The organism is Motilibacter deserti (genome assembly GCF_011250635.1).
Taxonomy (GTDB): Bacteria; Actinomycetota; Actinomycetes; order Motilibacterales; family Motilibacteraceae; genus Motilibacter_A; species Motilibacter_A deserti.
The window spans coordinates 1-16,071 of the sequence record NZ_JAANNP010000037.1; the positions used below are offsets into that span (position 1 = coordinate 1).

At 74.1% G+C, this 16,071-nt stretch carries 13 protein-coding genes; 7 read left to right on the forward strand and 6 right to left on the reverse strand.

All coding sequences use genetic code 11. From position 1 onward, the window contains the following. A partial coding sequence (locus G9H71_RS17380) for a DNA polymerase (RefSeq protein ID WP_166284060.1) occupies positions 1-1,694 on the forward strand: 1,694 nt, incomplete at its 5' end. 188 nt (positions 1,695-1,882) lie between these two features. Next, a complete protein-coding gene (locus G9H71_RS17385) occupies positions 1,883-4,954 on the forward strand; it encodes a beta-L-arabinofuranosidase domain-containing protein (protein ID WP_166284061.1) in 3,072 nt (1,023 codons plus the stop codon). 227 nt (positions 4,955-5,181) lie between these two features. Here the strand turns inward: G9H71_RS17385 and G9H71_RS17390 are convergent, their stop codons facing one another. Beyond that, the gene (locus tag G9H71_RS17390) at positions 5,182-5,658 is read right to left on the reverse strand and encodes a MarR family winged helix-turn-helix transcriptional regulator (RefSeq protein WP_331273077.1); all 477 of its coding nucleotides are present in this window, start codon (positions 5,656-5,658) and stop codon (positions 5,182-5,184) included. A 499-nt stretch (positions 5,659-6,157) separates the two neighbouring features. On the opposite strand from G9H71_RS17390, the gene G9H71_RS17395 reads away from it, so the two are divergent. After that, a complete protein-coding gene (locus G9H71_RS17395; protein WP_166284063.1) occupies positions 6,158-7,117 on the forward strand; it encodes an NAD-dependent epimerase/dehydratase family protein in 960 nt (319 codons plus the stop codon). Here G9H71_RS17395 and G9H71_RS17400 read toward each other — a convergent pair. Together G9H71_RS17400 and G9H71_RS17405 are read right to left on the reverse strand one after the other, a co-directional pair. Next, positions 7,108-7,296, reverse strand: coding sequence for a hypothetical protein (locus tag G9H71_RS17400; RefSeq protein ID WP_166284064.1), 189 nt, complete (start codon positions 7,294-7,296; stop codon positions 7,108-7,110). The two genes, G9H71_RS17395 and G9H71_RS17400, sit on opposite strands and share 10 nt — an antisense overlap. A 67-nt stretch (positions 7,297-7,363) precedes the next feature. Further along, positions 7,364-7,735, reverse strand: a complete 372-nt coding sequence (locus G9H71_RS17405) for a DUF2203 domain-containing protein (RefSeq protein WP_166284065.1) — start codon at positions 7,733-7,735, stop codon at positions 7,364-7,366. Positions 7,736-7,910: 175 nt separating this feature from the next. Here G9H71_RS17405 and G9H71_RS17410 point away from each other — a divergent pair, with 175 nt between their 5' ends. Both G9H71_RS17410 and ilvA read left to right on the forward strand, forming a co-directional pair. Beyond that, positions 7,911-8,069: a hypothetical protein gene (locus G9H71_RS17410; protein WP_166284066.1), complete on the forward strand. Its 159-nt coding sequence runs from the start codon at positions 7,911-7,913 to the stop codon at positions 8,067-8,069. Between the two features lie 150 nt (positions 8,070-8,219). Continuing rightward, positions 8,220-9,482 (forward strand): threonine ammonia-lyase IlvA, encoded by a 1,263-nt coding sequence (ilvA, locus tag G9H71_RS17415; RefSeq protein ID WP_166284067.1) that lies wholly within the window; start codon positions 8,220-8,222, stop codon positions 9,480-9,482. Positions 9,483-9,491: 9 nt separating this feature from the next. Here the strand turns inward: ilvA and G9H71_RS17420 are convergent, their stop codons facing one another. Together G9H71_RS17420 and G9H71_RS17425 are read right to left on the reverse strand one after the other, a co-directional pair. Then, positions 9,492-10,592, reverse strand: coding sequence for a DNA glycosylase AlkZ-like family protein (locus G9H71_RS17420; RefSeq protein WP_166284068.1), 1,101 nt, complete (start codon positions 10,590-10,592; stop codon positions 9,492-9,494). A 112-nt stretch (positions 10,593-10,704) separates the two neighbouring features. Further along, positions 10,705-12,270: an LCP family protein gene (locus tag G9H71_RS17425; RefSeq protein ID WP_166284069.1), complete on the reverse strand. Its 1,566-nt coding sequence runs from the start codon at positions 12,268-12,270 to the stop codon at positions 10,705-10,707. Positions 12,271-12,566: 296 nt separating this feature from the next. Between G9H71_RS17425 and G9H71_RS17430 the strand changes: the two genes are divergently transcribed. Next, positions 12,567-13,532, forward strand: a complete 966-nt coding sequence (locus G9H71_RS17430; protein ID WP_231135001.1) for an NHL repeat-containing protein — start codon at positions 12,567-12,569, stop codon at positions 13,530-13,532. Between the two features lie 80 nt (positions 13,533-13,612). Here the strand turns inward: G9H71_RS17430 and G9H71_RS17435 are convergent, their stop codons facing one another. Further along, entirely contained in the window at positions 13,613-13,921 is a 309-nt protein-coding gene (locus G9H71_RS17435; RefSeq protein WP_166284070.1) for a hypothetical protein, read from the reverse strand. A 460-nt stretch (positions 13,922-14,381) separates the two neighbouring features. Between G9H71_RS17435 and G9H71_RS17440 the strand changes: the two genes are divergently transcribed. Beyond that, the gene (locus tag G9H71_RS17440; protein ID WP_166284071.1) at positions 14,382-15,779 is read left to right on the forward strand and encodes a sigma-70 family RNA polymerase sigma factor; all 1,398 of its coding nucleotides are present in this window, start codon (positions 14,382-14,384) and stop codon (positions 15,777-15,779) included. The last annotated feature ends 292 nt before the right edge of the window (positions 15,780-16,071 follow it).

Below are 16,071 nucleotides of genomic sequence, written 5' to 3' on the forward strand. Positions count from 1 at the left end.
CGCTCGCGGTCGTCGTCGTCCCCGGGCAGGGGCTGGCCCTGGCCTGGCCGGGCGGGGCGCGCACGGTTCCCGGCCCGCCGCACCGGCTCGCCGCGGAGCTCGCGCCGCTGCACCCGCGGTGGACGTGGTGGTCGGCGCGCGAGGCCGCCCGGCCGCTCGTCGCGGACGGCTTCCGGCCGCGGGCCTGCTGGGATCTCGGCGCCGTCGGGATGCTCCTGCACGGCCTGCGCCGGTCCGGGCCGGAGGCCGTGTGGGCGGCGGCCCACGGCCGGCCGTTGCCGCCGGAGCCGGGACCGTCCGCGCCGGCCCCGAGCCTCTTCGACGAGCCGCAGCCCGCGGGCACCAACGACGACCCGCTGGGCCCCGACGGGCAGCTGAGCCCCGGCTGGATACGCGGCGGCTGGGCCGCCAGCCTCGACGCCGCGGCCCGCTGGGCGGCGCTCGCGCTGCGCCTGCAGGCGCGCCAGGAGGAGATGCTGCGCGCCCTGCCCGACCCGCGGCCCGGGCGCGCGGCAGACGACCCGGCGCTCGCGGTGCTCACGGCGTACGCGGAGTCGGCGGCGGCGCTGCTCGCGGTCGAGCTCGAGCACGACGGGCTGCCGCTGGGCGAGCCGGCGATGACCACGCTGCTGACGGGCATGATCGGGCCGCGGCCCCCCGACGCCGCCGCCGAGGCGAGCGCCCGGGCCGCCCGTGACGAGCGCGTGCTGCGCCGCTTCCCCGGGTCGCCCGTCGACCTGCGCAACCCGGCGTCCGTGCGCGACCTGCTCACGCGCATCGGCATTGACGTGCCGGACACCCGCTCCTGGCGCCTCGAGCGCTACGCCCCCACGTCTGAGCCGGTCGCGGAGCTGCTCGCGTGGCGCAAGACCGAGCGGGTGGCCACGACCTACGGCTGGAGCTGGATCGACCGCAACGTCGGCCCGGACTGGCGGCTGCGCGGGGAGTGGGGCTCGGCCGACGGCGGCGCGGGGCGCATGACCGCGTCGGCCGGGCTGCACAACCTGCCCGCCGAGCTGCGGCCGGGGGTGCGGGCCGAGCCGGGGCACGTCTTCGTCCGCGCCGACCTCGGGCAGGTCGAGCCGCGCGTGCTCGCGGCGGTGTCGGGGGACGAGGGGCTCGCCCGGGCGGCGCGCGAGGACGACATGTACGCCCCGGTCGCGGCGGCGCTGCGCTGCGACCGCCCCACGGCGAAGGTCGCGGTCCTGGCTGCGATGTACGGCCAGACCTCCGGTGCGGCCGGGGCCGCGCTGCGCGACATGGAGCGTGCCTATCCGCGAGCCCTGGGCTTCCTGCGGGCGGCGGAGACGGAGGGCCGGGCCGGGCGGGACGTGCGGACGTACGGCGGGCGGCTGGTCCGGCTCGGGCCGCACCCGGCGGACGCGGACCCGGGCCGGCTCTCCGGCTATGGGCGCTACGCCCGCAACGCCGTGGTGCAGGGCGCGGCGGCCGAGCTGTTCAAGGCCTGGGCGGCGAGCGTGCGCACCGGCCTCGCCCAGCTGCCGGGGGAGCCGCGCATCGTGCTCTGCCTGCACGACGAGCTGCTCCTGCACGTCTCGGAGCCGCAGGCGCAGGACGCCGCCGCGCTGCTGCGCACGATGCTCGAGCGGACCGCACGCTGGTGGGCGGCCGGCAGCGGGGTGCGGTTCGTGGCCGACGTGTCGGTGGGCGACAGCTGGGCGCAGGCGCACTGACCCTTCCGGCAGCTTCGTCACGATTCGGCAACGGCCTGCGGGCACCTGCTTGACCCGAACCCGCCCAGAGCGGTTCTGTGAGCGCTAACACGGACTCCTTCATCCGTCGCCACCGCGCCCGCACCGTCCGTCCCCCGCCGCCTCGGCCGGGCCGATCCCGTGCGCGCGCCCGTCCAGGGAGAAGTGCAATGACGCATGAGTTGACCCGGCGCAGCATGCTCAAGATCGGCTCGGCAGCCGCTGTGCTGCCGTGGGTGCCCGGCCTGGCCGGCGCGTCCCGCGCGGCCGCCGCTCAGGCGCCGGGGACGGCTGCCGCGGCGACGACGATGCTGCGGCCGTTCGGGCTCGAGGACGTCGACCTCGGCGCCGGCGTCTTCGCGCAGAAGCGCAGCCTGATGCTCGAGTTCCTCCGCGGCTTCGACGAGCGGCGCTTCCTGATCGCCTTCCGCGCGAACGCCGGCCTGGCGCTCGACCCGAGCGTCGTGCCGATGCCCGCCGGCGGTTGGGAGGGCCTCGACGGCGAGGCGAACGGCAACCTGCGCGGGGCGTTCACCGGCCACTTCATGTCCGCGGTGGCGCAGGCGTACGCGAGCACGGGGGAGACGGCGTTCGGGCGCAAGCTGCAGACGCTGATCGACGGCCTCTACGAGGTTCGCGGCGCCCTGGGCAACGACCCCGTCCTGCGGACGACGGCTGGCAAGCTCAGCGGCACCGCCGTCGACATCGCGCGCGGCACGTACAACTACGTCGCGCTGCCCGCCGGCACCTTCAGCGGCCTCACCAGCTTCACGTTCGCGGCCTGGGTGCGCCCGACCGCGGCGGCGAACTGGGCGCGCATCCTCGACATCGGCAACGGCACCAGCGTGTACGCCTTCCTGGCCCAGCGCGACGGCAACGGCCGGCCGCGCTTCGCGATCACCCGCAACGGCGGTGGCGGCGAGCAGGTCCTGCAGGGCACGACGGCGCTGCCGGTCAACGCCTGGAGCCACGTCGCCGTCACGCTGACGGGCACCACCGGTCGGCTCTACGTCAACGGGGTGCAGGTCGCGCAGAACACCACCATGACGCTCAACCCGGCGGCGCTCGGCGCGCTGGCCAACAACTGGCTCGGCCGCTCGCAGTACAACGACCCGCTGTACGCCGGGGCCTACCAGGACGTGAACGTCTGGTCGACCGCGCTGTCGGCCGCGCAGGTCGCCGAGCTCACCGCCGGGCGTGCCGCCACGACCTCGGCCGGCGCCGGCGACGCCCTGTCGCTGCCGATGGACGAGAGCGGCGGGCTCGTGATCGCCGACGTGTCCGGCAAGGGGCGCAACGGCTCGCTCGTCCGCACCTGGGGCAAGCCCAGCCACCCGGGCTTCCTCGCCGCGTACCCGGAAACGCAGTTCATCACCCTGGAGACCATGACGACCGGGAACTACAACGTCGTCTGGGCTCCGTACTACACCGCGCACAAGATCCTCAAGGGCCTGCTCGACGGCTACACCGCCACCGGCGACCCGAAGGCCCTCGACCTCGCGACCGGGCTCTGCGACTGGATGTACTCGCGGCTGTCGAAGCTGACGCCCGCCGTCCGGCAGCGGATGTGGGGGATCTTCTCCAGCGGCGAGTTCGGCGGCGTCGTCGAGGCGATCCTCGAGACGTATGGCCACTCCGGCAAGCCTGAGCACCTGCAGTTGGCGAAGTACTTCGACCTCGACTCGCTCATCAACGCCAGTGCCGAGAACCGCGACATCCTCAACGGCCTGCACGCCAACCAGCACATCCCGATCTTCACCGGGGCACTGCTGATGTACGACAAGACCGGGGAGGAGCGCTACCTGCAGGCGGCGCGCAACTTCTGGGACATGGTCGTGCCGACCCGCATGTTCGGCATCGGCGGCACCAGCTCGGCGGAGTTCTGGCAGGCGCGCAACCAGATCGCGAGCATCCTCAAGGACACCGACGCCGAGACCTGCTGCGCCTACAACATGCTCAAGCTGAGCCGGGCGCTCTTCGCGCACGAGCAGGACCCGGCCTACATGGACTACTACGAGCGGGCGCTCTTCAACCAGGTCCTGGGGTCCAAGCAGGACGCGGTCGACCCCAACTTCCCGCTCGCGACGTACTTCATCGGCCTGCAGCCCGGCGCGGTCCGCGACTTCACGCCGAAGAACGGCACCACGTGCTGCGAGGGCACGGGCATGGAGAGCGCGACGAAGTACCAGGACTCGGTGTTCTTTGCCGCCGAGGACGGGTCGGCGCTCTACGTCAACCTGTTCGTGGCGTCGACGGTCTACTGGGCCGCGCAGCACGTCACCGTGACCCAGGAAACCAGCTTCCCCTTCGAGCAGGGCACGACGCTGAAGGTGGCCGGCAGCGGGGCCTTCGACCTCAGGGTGCGCATCCCGTCGTGGGCGCGCGGGGCCGCCGTCCGCGTCAACGGCGCCGCCGTCGGAACGCCGGTGCCGGGGGCGTACCTCACGCTCTCGCGCTCGTGGAAGGACGGCGACACCGTCGAGGTCGACCTCCCCTTCGCGCTGCGCGCGGAGCGGACGCCGGACGACCCCACCGTCCAGAACCTGATGTACGGCCCCGTGCACCTCGTCGCCCGGGACGCCCGCACGACGTTCCTGCCGTTCAGCCTGTACGCCACGGCGGCCCTCGACGGCGACCTGGCCGGCGCGCTGCAGCCGGTCACCGGCAAGCCGCTGCACTTCACCTCCAACGGCGTCGAGCTCGCGCCCTTCCACGAGGGCACGACCGACCCCTTCCACGCGTACGTCCGGCGCACCGAGCCGCGGGTCGTGCTCGGGTCGGTCGACTCCGGCGTCGCCAACCCGGCCCGCGCGGACCGGACGACGCTGCTCGACGACGTGTGGAGCGGCGCGCCGTTCGCCCACAAGCCGGCCTTCCTGCAGCGCCTGGCGTCGGTGACCGACTCCTGGGTGGGCGCCGGCCTGCTGGCGGCCGCGGACCGCGACCGCGTCCTCGAGGCGGGCAGGCGCGCCGCGTTCACCACCGCGTACGCCGAGGCGGCCGACCTGCAAGGCATCGCCGACACGGCGCGGGCCGCCGGCACGCTCTCGCAGGGGGCGCACACCAACCTGCGCAACCGGCTCGAGGGCGCCCTGGAGGCGCTCGAGGCGGGGAACGACGCCAAGGCCCTGCGCTACCTCCAGCAGTACCTCGACCACGCCGCTCGGCGCGTCGAGGACGCGGACCTGCTGGCGCTGCTCTCGCTCGGTGCGGACGCGCTGACGGCCCGGCTGCGCGGGTAGGCCTGCGCTCGACGGGCGGCCCGGGGGAGGGCGGGAACATCTTCCCCCGGGCAACCGTTGTGCTCCTCGCCGTCCCTGGATGCGAAGGCGCGATCCGCCGGCAGACGATGCCCACAAGGCATGGCAGTCGAGCATGGGCGAGGCGGGTGGTTCGATTCCCCCGACGGCACGCCAGGCGGGGCCGCACGTTCGACCGGTGCGGTGCCCGCCTGCTCCAGCGCCTCGCCTCAGGCGTCCTGCCGCAGGGAGTGCGTCTCCAACGCCTCCATGCCCCCGGACCAGGTGGCGACGTCCAGCAGCGCGGCCCGCAGCTCTTCGTACGCCTCGCCGCCCAGCCTGCGCCGCAGCGCGCGGCGCAGGTCCCGGCGTGCGGCCCGCGCCGTCTCGACCGCTGCCCAGCCGTGGTCGGTCAGCTCCACCCGGCGGACGCGGGCGTCCTCGCCGCGGTGACGCTCGACGTAGCCCAGCTCCTCGAGCTCGGCCACCGACTTCGACGCTCCCTGCTGGGACATGCCCAGCAGCTCGGCGAGCTGGCCGATCGTCTTGGGCCCCTCGATCAGGTGCTGCACGAGATAGCCGTGGCTCGGCCGCAGCGACCGGAAGCCGGCGTCCTCGAGCCGCGACGTCACCTTCGCGTTGAGCCCCGCGCTGCCGGCGGCGAGCAGGAGGACGGGATCGTCCTCGAGGGGAAGCGGGTCCGGCACTCTGCACCTCCCGTCTCGCACATGAATACGGCGCCTGACTCTAGCGCTCTCACCCCTGTGCAATACACCCCAGAATCGAGCCGGATCGCGAATCCGGGTCGCAATTGCCTCGCGTCGTGCCCCGAGGGGCGCCTTTCCGGTGCGGTCGCACTATCCCACGGCGCTTTCCGCCACGTACCACTCCGACTGCACGCCGCGTCGAGCGGTGACGGTGCCGCAGGGCAACCAGCGCAGTGCGCCGTCCTCCGTGCGACTCGGGGGTTCGACGGCTTGCGCGTCGGTGACCGACAGCCTTGTCATGGACGCAGCCGCCGCGGGGGTTGGTGCGACCAGGGTCGCGAGCCTCCCATTGTTTGTGGGCGCAACACTGGTGCTCCGCGGATTGACGGCAAAAGTTGCACAACTAGAGGCGTTTATTGGCCCAGTCGATCCCGCTGGGTTGAAATCGCGGCGTCCGGGCCCGAGAAGCCCGCGCGACCGGTGGCCGTAGGGTCGCATCATGCGGCTTCTGGTGCTCGGAGGAACGTCCTTCGTCGGACGCACGATCGTCGAGGACGCCCTCGCCGGCGGGTGGGACGTCGCGCTCTTCGGCCGCGGGCGCACCGGCCGCGAGCTCTTCGCGCAGGTGCCGCGGCTCGTCGGCGACCGCGAGAGCGGGGACTACGCCGCGCTGGGCGGCGGCAGCTGGGACGCCGTCGTCGACGTGAGCGCGTACGTCCCTCGCCACGTGCAGCAGGCCGCGGACGCGCTGGACGGCCGGGGCGGGCGCTACGTCTTCATCTCCACCGGCTCCGTCTACGACGTCGCTCACGCGCGGCCCGGGCTGACCGAGGACTCGCCGCGCCTCGCTCCCGAGCGCGGCACCGAGGAGGTCACGGCCGACACCTACGGGCCGCTGAAGGTGGCCTGCGAGGACGACGTGCGGTGGCGGCACGGCGAGCGCGCCACGATCGTCCGGCCAGGCATCGTCGCCGGGCCGCACGACACCACCGACCGCTTCACGTTCTGGGTACGCCGCGCCGCGCAGGGCGGGCGCGTCGCCCTGCCCGCGCGGCCCGAGCAGCCCGTGCAGGTGGTGGACTCGCGCGACCTGGCCCGGCTCGTGACCTCGCTGGTCGCCGACGACCGGCCGGGGACCTACAACGCCGTCGGGCCGGCCGAGCCGACCACCCTCGCCGGGCTCGTCAGGACGTGCGCGGAGGCGGCCGGCACCGAGGTCGAGGTGGTCCCCGTCGACCCCGGGCTGGTGCCGCCGGCCCCGCTCGTGCTGCCCGCCGGCTGGGACGCGATGTTCGCGCGCAGCGCCGCCGCCGCGTACGCCGCCGGCATGCCCGCCACCCCGCTCGCGCAGACCGCACGCGACGTCCTGGCGTGGGACCGCGCCCGCGGGAACCCCCCGCTCATCGCCGGGCTCTCGCCCGAGCAGGAGGCCGAGCTACTGGCGTCGGCTCAGAGGTAGGTGTCGAGCGTCGCGCCGACGGACCCGACGGGGGCGAGGCCGACGCGCTGCGCGCGCGGCTCGCGGGGGAGGACGATCACGCGCGGCTCCTCGCCGGTGCGCGGGGTGTCGAGGGCCCGACGCAGGGCGAAGAGCTGGACCGCCATCGGCGTGGTTGCAGCCTGTGTCACCGTGCTCATGCTCCGTAGCGTGCCCTATCGGGAGCCCGCGTAGTTGCGCCGAACGGGTGATTCGCCCGCTCGCAGCTCAAGACAGGACCTTCAGCGGCCGACGGCCTGCGAATCCCAGGTCGGACCGGTGGTACCAGCGCAGGCTTCGGTCCCCCTCCAGCCAGCACAGCAGGACCGGCACGCCGTCCAGGTCGGCCGGGAAGTCGACCAGCAGCGGCGCCAGCCCCTTGAGCTCGGCGCCGGTCTCCTGCACCCGGGTCAGCAGCTCGTCCAGGCGGGCCTGCGCGGCCTTGAGCTCCGGCAGCCCGCCCAGCGCCGTCGAGCGACCCCCCTTCTGCAGCGACGCCGCCAGCTCGGCCGCGTCCGCGCGCAGCGCGACGATCTCGTCGAGGGTCGGGAGCAGCGCCTCCAGCTCGGTGGCCGCCTCCTCCGGCGTGAACAGGCCCATGCCCTGACCTTGCCACTCGTGGGCGCGCACCGTGGCGACGGGGCTGCGGGCACGCCGCGCTCCGTCCGGAAGTTGACCATGACAGAGGCGCGCAACCGCCAGCTGCCCCGGGCAACAGGGGTACGCACGGCGGCAGCGGGCATCAGACACAGCACAGACGACAGTGGAGGACACGATGAGCCTGCTCAAGGGCGCGATGAAGGCCGGCCTGGCCGCGAAGGCACTCGACATCGCCCGACGTGAGGCGAGCAAGCCCGAGAACCAGCGCAAGGCCAAGGAGCTGTTCGCCAAGCTCTCCAGCCGCGGCAAGAAGCCCGGCACCCGCTCGTACTAGCGGTCGCAGTCCGCACCGGAGGCCGTCCCCTGCGCGGGGGCGGCCTCCGGCGTTCGCGCGTCCCTCCGCCGGGACGGCCGGCACCAGCGCCTCCGCCACCGCCCGCACGCCGGTGCGGCACGGGGCGGCACGGAGCGGCAGGATTCGGGCATGACCCGCGCCGCCAGCACTACCGTGACTGCAGACGATGTGGACGCGGCCGCCGACCTGCTGCGCGGCATCGCCACCGTGACCCCGCTCCTGCCCAACGCGCGTCTCTCGGCCCTCACGGGCGCAGGCGTCTGGCTCAAGCGCGAGGACCTGCAAGTCGTCCGGTCTTACAAGGTGCGCGGGGCGTACGCCCTCATCGCCCGGCTCGACGAGACCGCCCGCACGCTCGGCGTCGTTTGCGCGAGCGCGGGCAACCACGGCCAGGGGCTGGCGTACGCCTGCGCCGCCCTCGGTGTTCGCGGCCGGGTCTACCTGCCGCGCACCACTCCCCGGCAGAAGCGCGACCGCATCGCGGCGCTCGGCGGCGACGTCGTGGACGTCGTGGTGCTCGGCGACACGTACGACGAAGCGGCCCAGGCGGCGCACGAGGACGCGGCCCGCACGGGCGCGACGCTCGTCCCCGCCTTCGACGACCCGCGGACCATCGCCGGGCAAGGCACGGTCGTGCGCGAGGTCGTGGAGCAGCTCGGGGCGGCGCCCGACGTCGTGGTGCTCCCGGTCGGCGGCGGCGGGCTGCTGGCCGGGGCGCTGACATGGCTCGGCGCGCGGCACCCGGGCGTACGCGTCGTCGGGGTCGAGCCCGCCGGTGCGGCCTCGATGGCGGCGGCGCTCGCCGCGGGCGGGCCGGTGGACCTGGCCGAGCTCGACACGTTCGTGGACGGGGCGGCGGTGCGCCGGGTGGGGGCATCGACGTATCCGGTCGTCGCCGGGTCCGGCGCCGAGCTGACGACGGTCGCCGAGGGCCGGGTGTGCACCGAGATGCTCGCGCTCTATCAGTCCGACGGGGTGATCGCCGAGCCCGCCGGGGCGCTGGCGCCGGCGGCGCTGGGCGACACGATCCACGTGGAACCCGGCTCCACCGTCGTCTGCGTGCTCTCCGGCGGCAACAACGACGTCAGCCGGTACGCCGAGGTGGTCGAGCGCGCGCTGGTGCACGAGGGGCGCAAGCACTACTTCCTCGTGGACTTCCCGCAGGAGCCGGGGGCGCTGCGCCGGTTCCTCGACGAAGTGCTGGGGCCGGACGACGACATCACGCTGTTCGAGTACATCAAGCGCAACAACCGGGAGACGGGCCCGGCGCTCGTCGGCATCGAGATCTCCCGGCCCGAGGACCTGGACCCGCTGCTGCGGCGCATGGAGCTCGCCCCGCCGCACATCGAGCCGGTGCCGGCGGACAGCCCGCTCTTCCGCTTCCTGCTCTGACCGCCCGCCTCAGTCGGCCACGTCGACCCCGGCCAGCTGCACCCCGCGATAGGCCGCCAGCCGCTCGGCCGCCTCGTCGAGGACGGCGCGCTGCTTCGCGGGCAGCGGGGCCCACGGCACGAGCTCGACGCGCAGCCGCTTGCCGGTCTTGCGCGGGCGCCAGGTGCCGGCGAGGTCGCCGTCCAGGAGCAGCGCGCCGGGCCGGCCGAGCACCGGCCAGAGCGCCTTGGACCGCGCCGGGTCGTCCACGAGCAGGGCACGGTCCTTGGCCTGCAGGAAGAGGTCGAACGGCCCGAGCAGCCGCGCGCCGCGCACGGCAGGGCCTGACAGCGCGTCGACGTCGGCCGGCAGCACCCAGCGCCGCTCGCCCTCCACGTCGACCTCGACGGCGTCCGCCGGCCAGCGCGCCTGCACCTCCTTGACCGGGGCGTCGAGGTAGTCCGCGACGTGCCTCGGCGTCGCCGGGCCGAGCAGCCGGAGGTAGGCCGAGACCGGGTCGAGCCGCTCGGGGACCGAGCTCGCCTTGCGGAACCCCGCGATGGGGCGCAGCACCGGTGGCGAGGTGCCGGGCTCGAGCTCGAGGCCGGCCCGCACCGCCGCCAGCCGGAACGGCTGCTCGAACAGGTGGGTCGCGTTGCACGGCCGGCAGAAGCGCAGGTAGGGCTCCGGCATCACGGCCGTGACGGCGCTGGAGACCTCGCCCTTGACCGTCGGTGACGTGACCGTGCGCTGCATCGCGGCGGCCACCTCGTCCAGGGCGTCGAGGATGCCGATCCCCGCGGCCTTCAGCGGCTTCGCGGCGTCATAGATGCGCTTCGCGGCGTCGGCGTCCGAGAACGGCTCGACGGCGGCCGCCACCCCCGGGACGTCGGCCCGCCGGTAGTAGTGCGGAGCGCCGCGTACGGTCCAGAGCAGCGCGAGCTCGTCGGGGCCCAGCGATCCGACGTCCACCCCGCGCAGCGCCAGCGCCCAGCGCCCGCCGTCCGGCCCGGTGTCCTGCACCCCGAGGTCCAGCACGGCGGTGTCGGCCACCGAGCCCTCGTCCCGGTCCAGTTGCTGCGCGCGGACGCGGAAGCCGAGCACCTGCCGACGCGGAACCGTGGACGCCATGGGGCCACCGTAGGCAGGGCCACCGACGAGCCGCTGTCGAGCCGCCGACCAGCGCCGGCTCAACCGCCCACCGGCCGCCGGGGCGCGGCGCTCCGCAGGCGCCGTACGCCCCTCAGGTGCAGCTGACCTGCGCCGCCGTGGCGGTCTCGATCGCCGGCTTGGGCTTCGTCGCCCCGACGACGCGCACCTCGCGCGCCCCCGACCAGCCCGAGCCGACGAGCACCTTGACCGTGTCGCCCAGCCGCGGCGTACGCACCAGCTTCGAGCCGGGGATCGCGGCCTTGAGCGTCTTGGCCGCCGCCTCCTGCGCGGGCGCGTAGCGGATGACCGTCGCCTCACCACTCGTCGCCGCGGCGCCCCCCACGTCGAGCACCCGGAAGCCCACACGGGCGAGGTCGTCCCCGGCGCGGACGGCGGCCCCCGGCACCCCGGCACCGTTGAGCACCTGCACCGAGACGTCCTCCGGCGCGACGCTCACCCTCGGCGCGGAGGTCGACGCCTTCGTGCCGTTGATCGGCTGGTCTGCGTTGATCCGGGCGAACATCGCCCGCGCGGCCGGGGCGTCCCAGAGCACCGTGCTGCCGACCTTGCCCGGGCGGTAGTCCGGGTCGGCCACCGGGACCGTCGCGAACGTCATGTGCCCGGGAGAGAAGTTGCGCAGCTGGCGGGCCAGGTTGAGCATGTCGCCCTGGCTGAGGTCCTCGTCCACGGTCACGGACTTGGTCACGGCGTTGACCAGGCGGTTGAGCTTGATCGGGTTGAGCAGCACCTTGCTGCTCGTCGCCTGCCGGACGATCGCCCCGATGAACCCCTGCTGCCGACGGATGCGCCCGAAGTCGCTGTCGGCCGTGATGTGCCGCGCCCGGACGTACTTCAGCCCGACCTCGCCGTCGAGCTTGTGCTTGCCCGCCGGCAGGTCCAGCCCTGAGTAGCTGTCCACCAGCGCGCGGGTGGTGCAGACCTCCACGCCGCCGACCGCATTGACCATCCGCTCGAAGCCGGCGAAGTTGATCTCCACGTAGTGGTCGATGCGCACGCCCGTCGCGGTCTCGATCGTCTGCACGAGCGTGGCCGGGCCGCCTTGGTACGCCGTGTTGAGCTTGTCCTTGCGCGCGGGCACCTGCTCGCCGGTCAGCTTGTCGACGTGCGGCGGGATCCAGACGTAGGAGTCGCGCGGCAGGCTGACGAGCGTCGCCTTGGCCTTCCCCGCCGCGAGGTGCAGCAGCATCATCGTGTCCGAGCGCTGGCCCTCGGCCACCCGCTCCGGGCCGACGTGCAGCCGCTCCTCGTCCTCGAAGCTCAACCCGGCCCGGCTGTCGGAGCCGACGAGCAGGTAGTTCTCCGCCCTCGTCGGCGCGGCCGGGGGGCGCGCAGGCGCGCCGGAAGCCTGGGGGGCGTCGATCGTGACGCGCTGCAGGTTGCCCTCGGCGTTCTTGACGTACGCGTAGCCGCCCGCCGCCACCGCGCCGAGGGCCACGACGGTCCCGCCCGCGGTCCAGGCCACGACCTTCGGCCACCGGCGCTTGCGAGAAGGCGCCATGTGCAGCGGCGCGTCGTCCGGGTTCGCCCCGCGCCCCGGGTCACCCTCCGCGGACCCGACCTGCTCGCCGCCGGAGCCGCGCTCCGCAGGCTGCTGGGCAGCTGCCGGGATCGCGTCGTCGTCGCGGCGGTCCGTCACCGGTGGGGCCTCCGTGGTCGGGAATGGGGGCCGCGCACAGCCGCCCCGGCAAGACTATGCGGCCAACCGCCGCAGTGTCCTCGTACCGCGGAGCCGCCCCGGTGATGCCTGGGGAGCCGCTCTCGCGGTGGCCTGCCCGCCCGTACGCGTCGCGCACCCGCTATCCAGGCCGCTCGCGCACCGGGCCGGAACGTCGAAGCACGCACCGAAGTTCCTGCTTGCGCAACAACCGCTCCCTCGCCAGAATCACGGAAATGATGGAGCTTTCGAAAAAGCAACGACGTTGGGTCGGCCCGGTGATCGCCCTGTCGGCCGCCGCATCCGTCACCACCCTCCCGGTCGCCGCCCACGCGGCTCCCGCTGGCGCGGCGTCGGCCGCCGCCGTCCGCGCCGCCGTGGTCGGGCCCGCGCAGCTCGACCTCCCGGACGGCTTCCGCCCCGAGGGCATCACGAGCATCCCCGGCGGGACCGACTACTTCGCCGGCTCGATGGTCGACGGCCGCATCTGGAAGGGCAGCCTCGCCACCGGCCAGGGCTCGGTCGTCACGCCCGGCGCGACCGGCCGGGCGCTGCGCGGCATGGTCTACGACCCGCGCAGCCGGTTCGTCTGGACCGTGGGCACGCACGAGAGCGGCGGCGGCATCATCCTCGCCGTCAACTCCCGCACCGGCGGCGTCGTCCACAACTACCGCGTCGCGGACGCGCAGTTCCTCAACGACCTCACGCTCGCGCCGACCGGCCTGTGGGTCACCGACTCGCGCGTCGAGCGGCTGCTCAACATCCCGCTCGGCTCCAGCGGCCTGCCGACCGGCACCGGCTACACCACCACCCCGCTGACCGGCGCCTGGCCGGTGACCGGCAACACCCGGGCCAACGGCATCCGCGCCCTCGTCGACGGCAGCCTGCTGCTCGACCACTCCGGCGCGGGCGGGCTCTACCGCGTCAACCCGGCCACCGGCGTCGCCACCGTCGTGCCCATCTCGGGCGGCACCCTGACCGGCGGCGACGGCATCGAGCTCGCCGGCAACATCGCGTACGTCGTCCGCGGCAACGGGACCGCCGTCACCGTGCTGAAGCTGGGCTACGGCGCCGGCCTGGCGTTGACCGCCCACTGGCAGGGCGTCATCTCCGACCCGGCGTTCGACGTGCCGTCGACCACGACGCGCAACGGCAAGTACATCTACTCGATCAACGCGCGGTTCGGCGTCGCCAACCCCGGCGCCGCCGACTACTGGGTGACCCGCACGCCCGCCAAGCTCTGACGCTCGCGCACAGCCCGAGGCCCGCCGCAGATCGCGGCGGGCCTCGTCGTCGGCGGGGTCCGTCGACGGTCGTGGCGGGTTCAGACCGTCGCGACGATCGCCCAGAACTCGGCGTCGACCACGTCCATGTCGTCCTCGACCCGCCAGCGCTGCGCGGCGACGGCGACCGCAGCCGCGGCCACCGCCTTGGCAGACGCCAGCGAGGCCTGCTCGGCCTCGCGCCAGAGCCGCAGGCAGCGCCGCGACGTCGGTGACACGGCGCACAGCAGCGCGGAGGCCACCGGGCCGAGCTCGCCGGCGAGGAGCTTGTCGGTCAGCCGCTGCAGCGGCTGGGCGGGCCGCGCACTGCGCGGTGCACTGGGCATCGTGCGGAGAAGTCGTGCGGGCATGTCCGGCTCCTGGGGCGCTCTCGAGTAGGCGGAAGTTGCTGCGTTGCTACTCGGAGCGGGGTAGGCCGGTCTTGAGTACGTCCCAGCCGCGGGAATCCGTCCCGCCGGTCCGGGTCCCGCCCGACGGCAGGCGAACCTGTCCCTGGAAGCGACACGCGCACGGACTGACCTGCTCGTACGACCCGGTCGGAACCGGGAAGGTTCGGTACCCTGGCCGCGCGGCAAACGGGCGACTGACCCGGATGTGGTCGCGCGGCGCGCCTGAGTGGCGTATCGTCGGCGCGCACGTCAGCGAGTCGGGCGCGGCCGAGGCATGTCTCGAATGTGTCCTAGGTCATGCTCAGGTTTCTGGAACATTGCCGCGTTACCTGCCGTTGAGGTGAAGGTCGGGCTGCCAGAGCAGCCGACTCTCCGGCTGCCGCTGTCAGCCGAACCACTTCTTTGGAAGGTGTTACGCCGCATGCCCATGCCCGTCCTCGCGCGCTCTCAGGCCGACGTCGTCGCGGAGGTGACCGCTCGGCTCCTCTCCGCCGCCGCAGCAGGCGCCGCTCCGACCTTGTCCGCACTGCGCACCGAGTTCGCGGGCGCCGGCCTCTCCCCGGAGGAGGGCCGCACCGTGCTCAGCGCGCTCGCCGCCGCCGGCGTGACGCTCGCCGCCGCCGACAGCAAGCCCGCCGCCAAGCCCCGCGCCCGGCGTACCACGACCGCGAAGCCGAAGGCCGCTCCCGCGGTCCGTCGCACCGCCGACAAGGTCGCGACGCCCGCCGTCACGGACCCCGCTCCCGTCGAGGCCCCGGCCCCCGCCGAGCCCGCCCCCGCGCAGCCGGTGGCAGAGGTGGCCGCTTCGGCGACCGCCGCCGTTCCCGCGCAGCGTTCGTCCTCGACCGCCAAGTCGAAGGCCGAGGGCACCGAGGCCACGGCCGACACCGACCTGGTCAAGGTCTACCTGCGCGAGATCGGCCGCGTGCCGCTGCTCGACGCCGCCACCGAGGTCGAGCTCTCCCAGCAGATCGAGGCGGGGCTCTTCGCCGAGCAGTTGCTCATGCGCGTCGACACCGAGGGCGAGGCGTTCCTCGCGGACATGGCCGGCGCGCCGACCGTCCGGGAGCTGCGCGAGCTCGCCCGCACGGGCGTCTCGGCCAAGGCCCGCATGGTCGAGGCCAACCTGCGCCTCGCCGTCTCGGTCGCGAAGAAGTACCAGAACCGCGGCGTCGACCTGCTCGACCTCATCCAGGAGAGCAGCCTCGGCCTGATCCGCGCGGTGGAGAAGTTCGACTGGAAGACCGGCTACAAGTTCTCGACCTACGCCATGTGGTGGCTGAGGCAGTCGACCCAGCGCGGCCTCGCCGAGCAGGCCCGCACGGTCCGGCTCCCCGTCCACGTCGTGGAGCAGCTGTCGAAGCTGGCCCGCGTCCGCCGCGAGCTCACCGCCTCGCTCGGTGAGGCTCCGACCGAGGCCCAGCTCGCCGAGGCGCTCGGCATGCCCGAGGCCAAGGTCATCGAGCTGCTCGACGTCTCCCGCGACGTCCTGTCGCTGGAGGCCCCGCTCGGCGACGGCACCGACGACGGCACGCTCGGCGACATCCTCGCCGACGCCCAGGCGCCCGACGCCCACGAGCAGGTCGCCTTCGGCCTGCTGCAGGACGAGCTGGCCCAGGTCCTGTCGCAGCTGCCCGAGCGCGAGCAGACGATCATGCGCATGCGCTTCGGCCTGGAGACCGGCCGCGAGCACACCCTGCTCGAGATCGGCGACCGCCTCGGCCTCACCCGCGAGCGCGTCCGCCAGCTCGAGAAGGAGAGCCTGCGCCGGCTGCGTACCTGCAGCGGCGTCTCCGACCTGCTCGAGTACGTCGCCTGACGCTCCCCGATCCCAGCGGCCCGTCCCCCACCTCTGCGGGGGGCGGGCCGCTTCTCGTTCTGGGCTGGCCTCGGCAGCTCCGCTCCTCCCCGCAGCGCTTCGCTCCTCGGGCCGGAGGAGCGAAGCTGGGTACGGGAGAGCAAGGCGTGCTTGGCAGGGCCAGCCGGCGTCATCGCCGCCCCGCACGAGCGAACGCCGCCTCGAGCTTGGCGCGCACCCGCGCCGGCTGCTGCAGGTCGGCCCAGTCCAGGCGTACGACCTCGTAGCCCGCGTCCTCGAGGTCCTGCTCCCG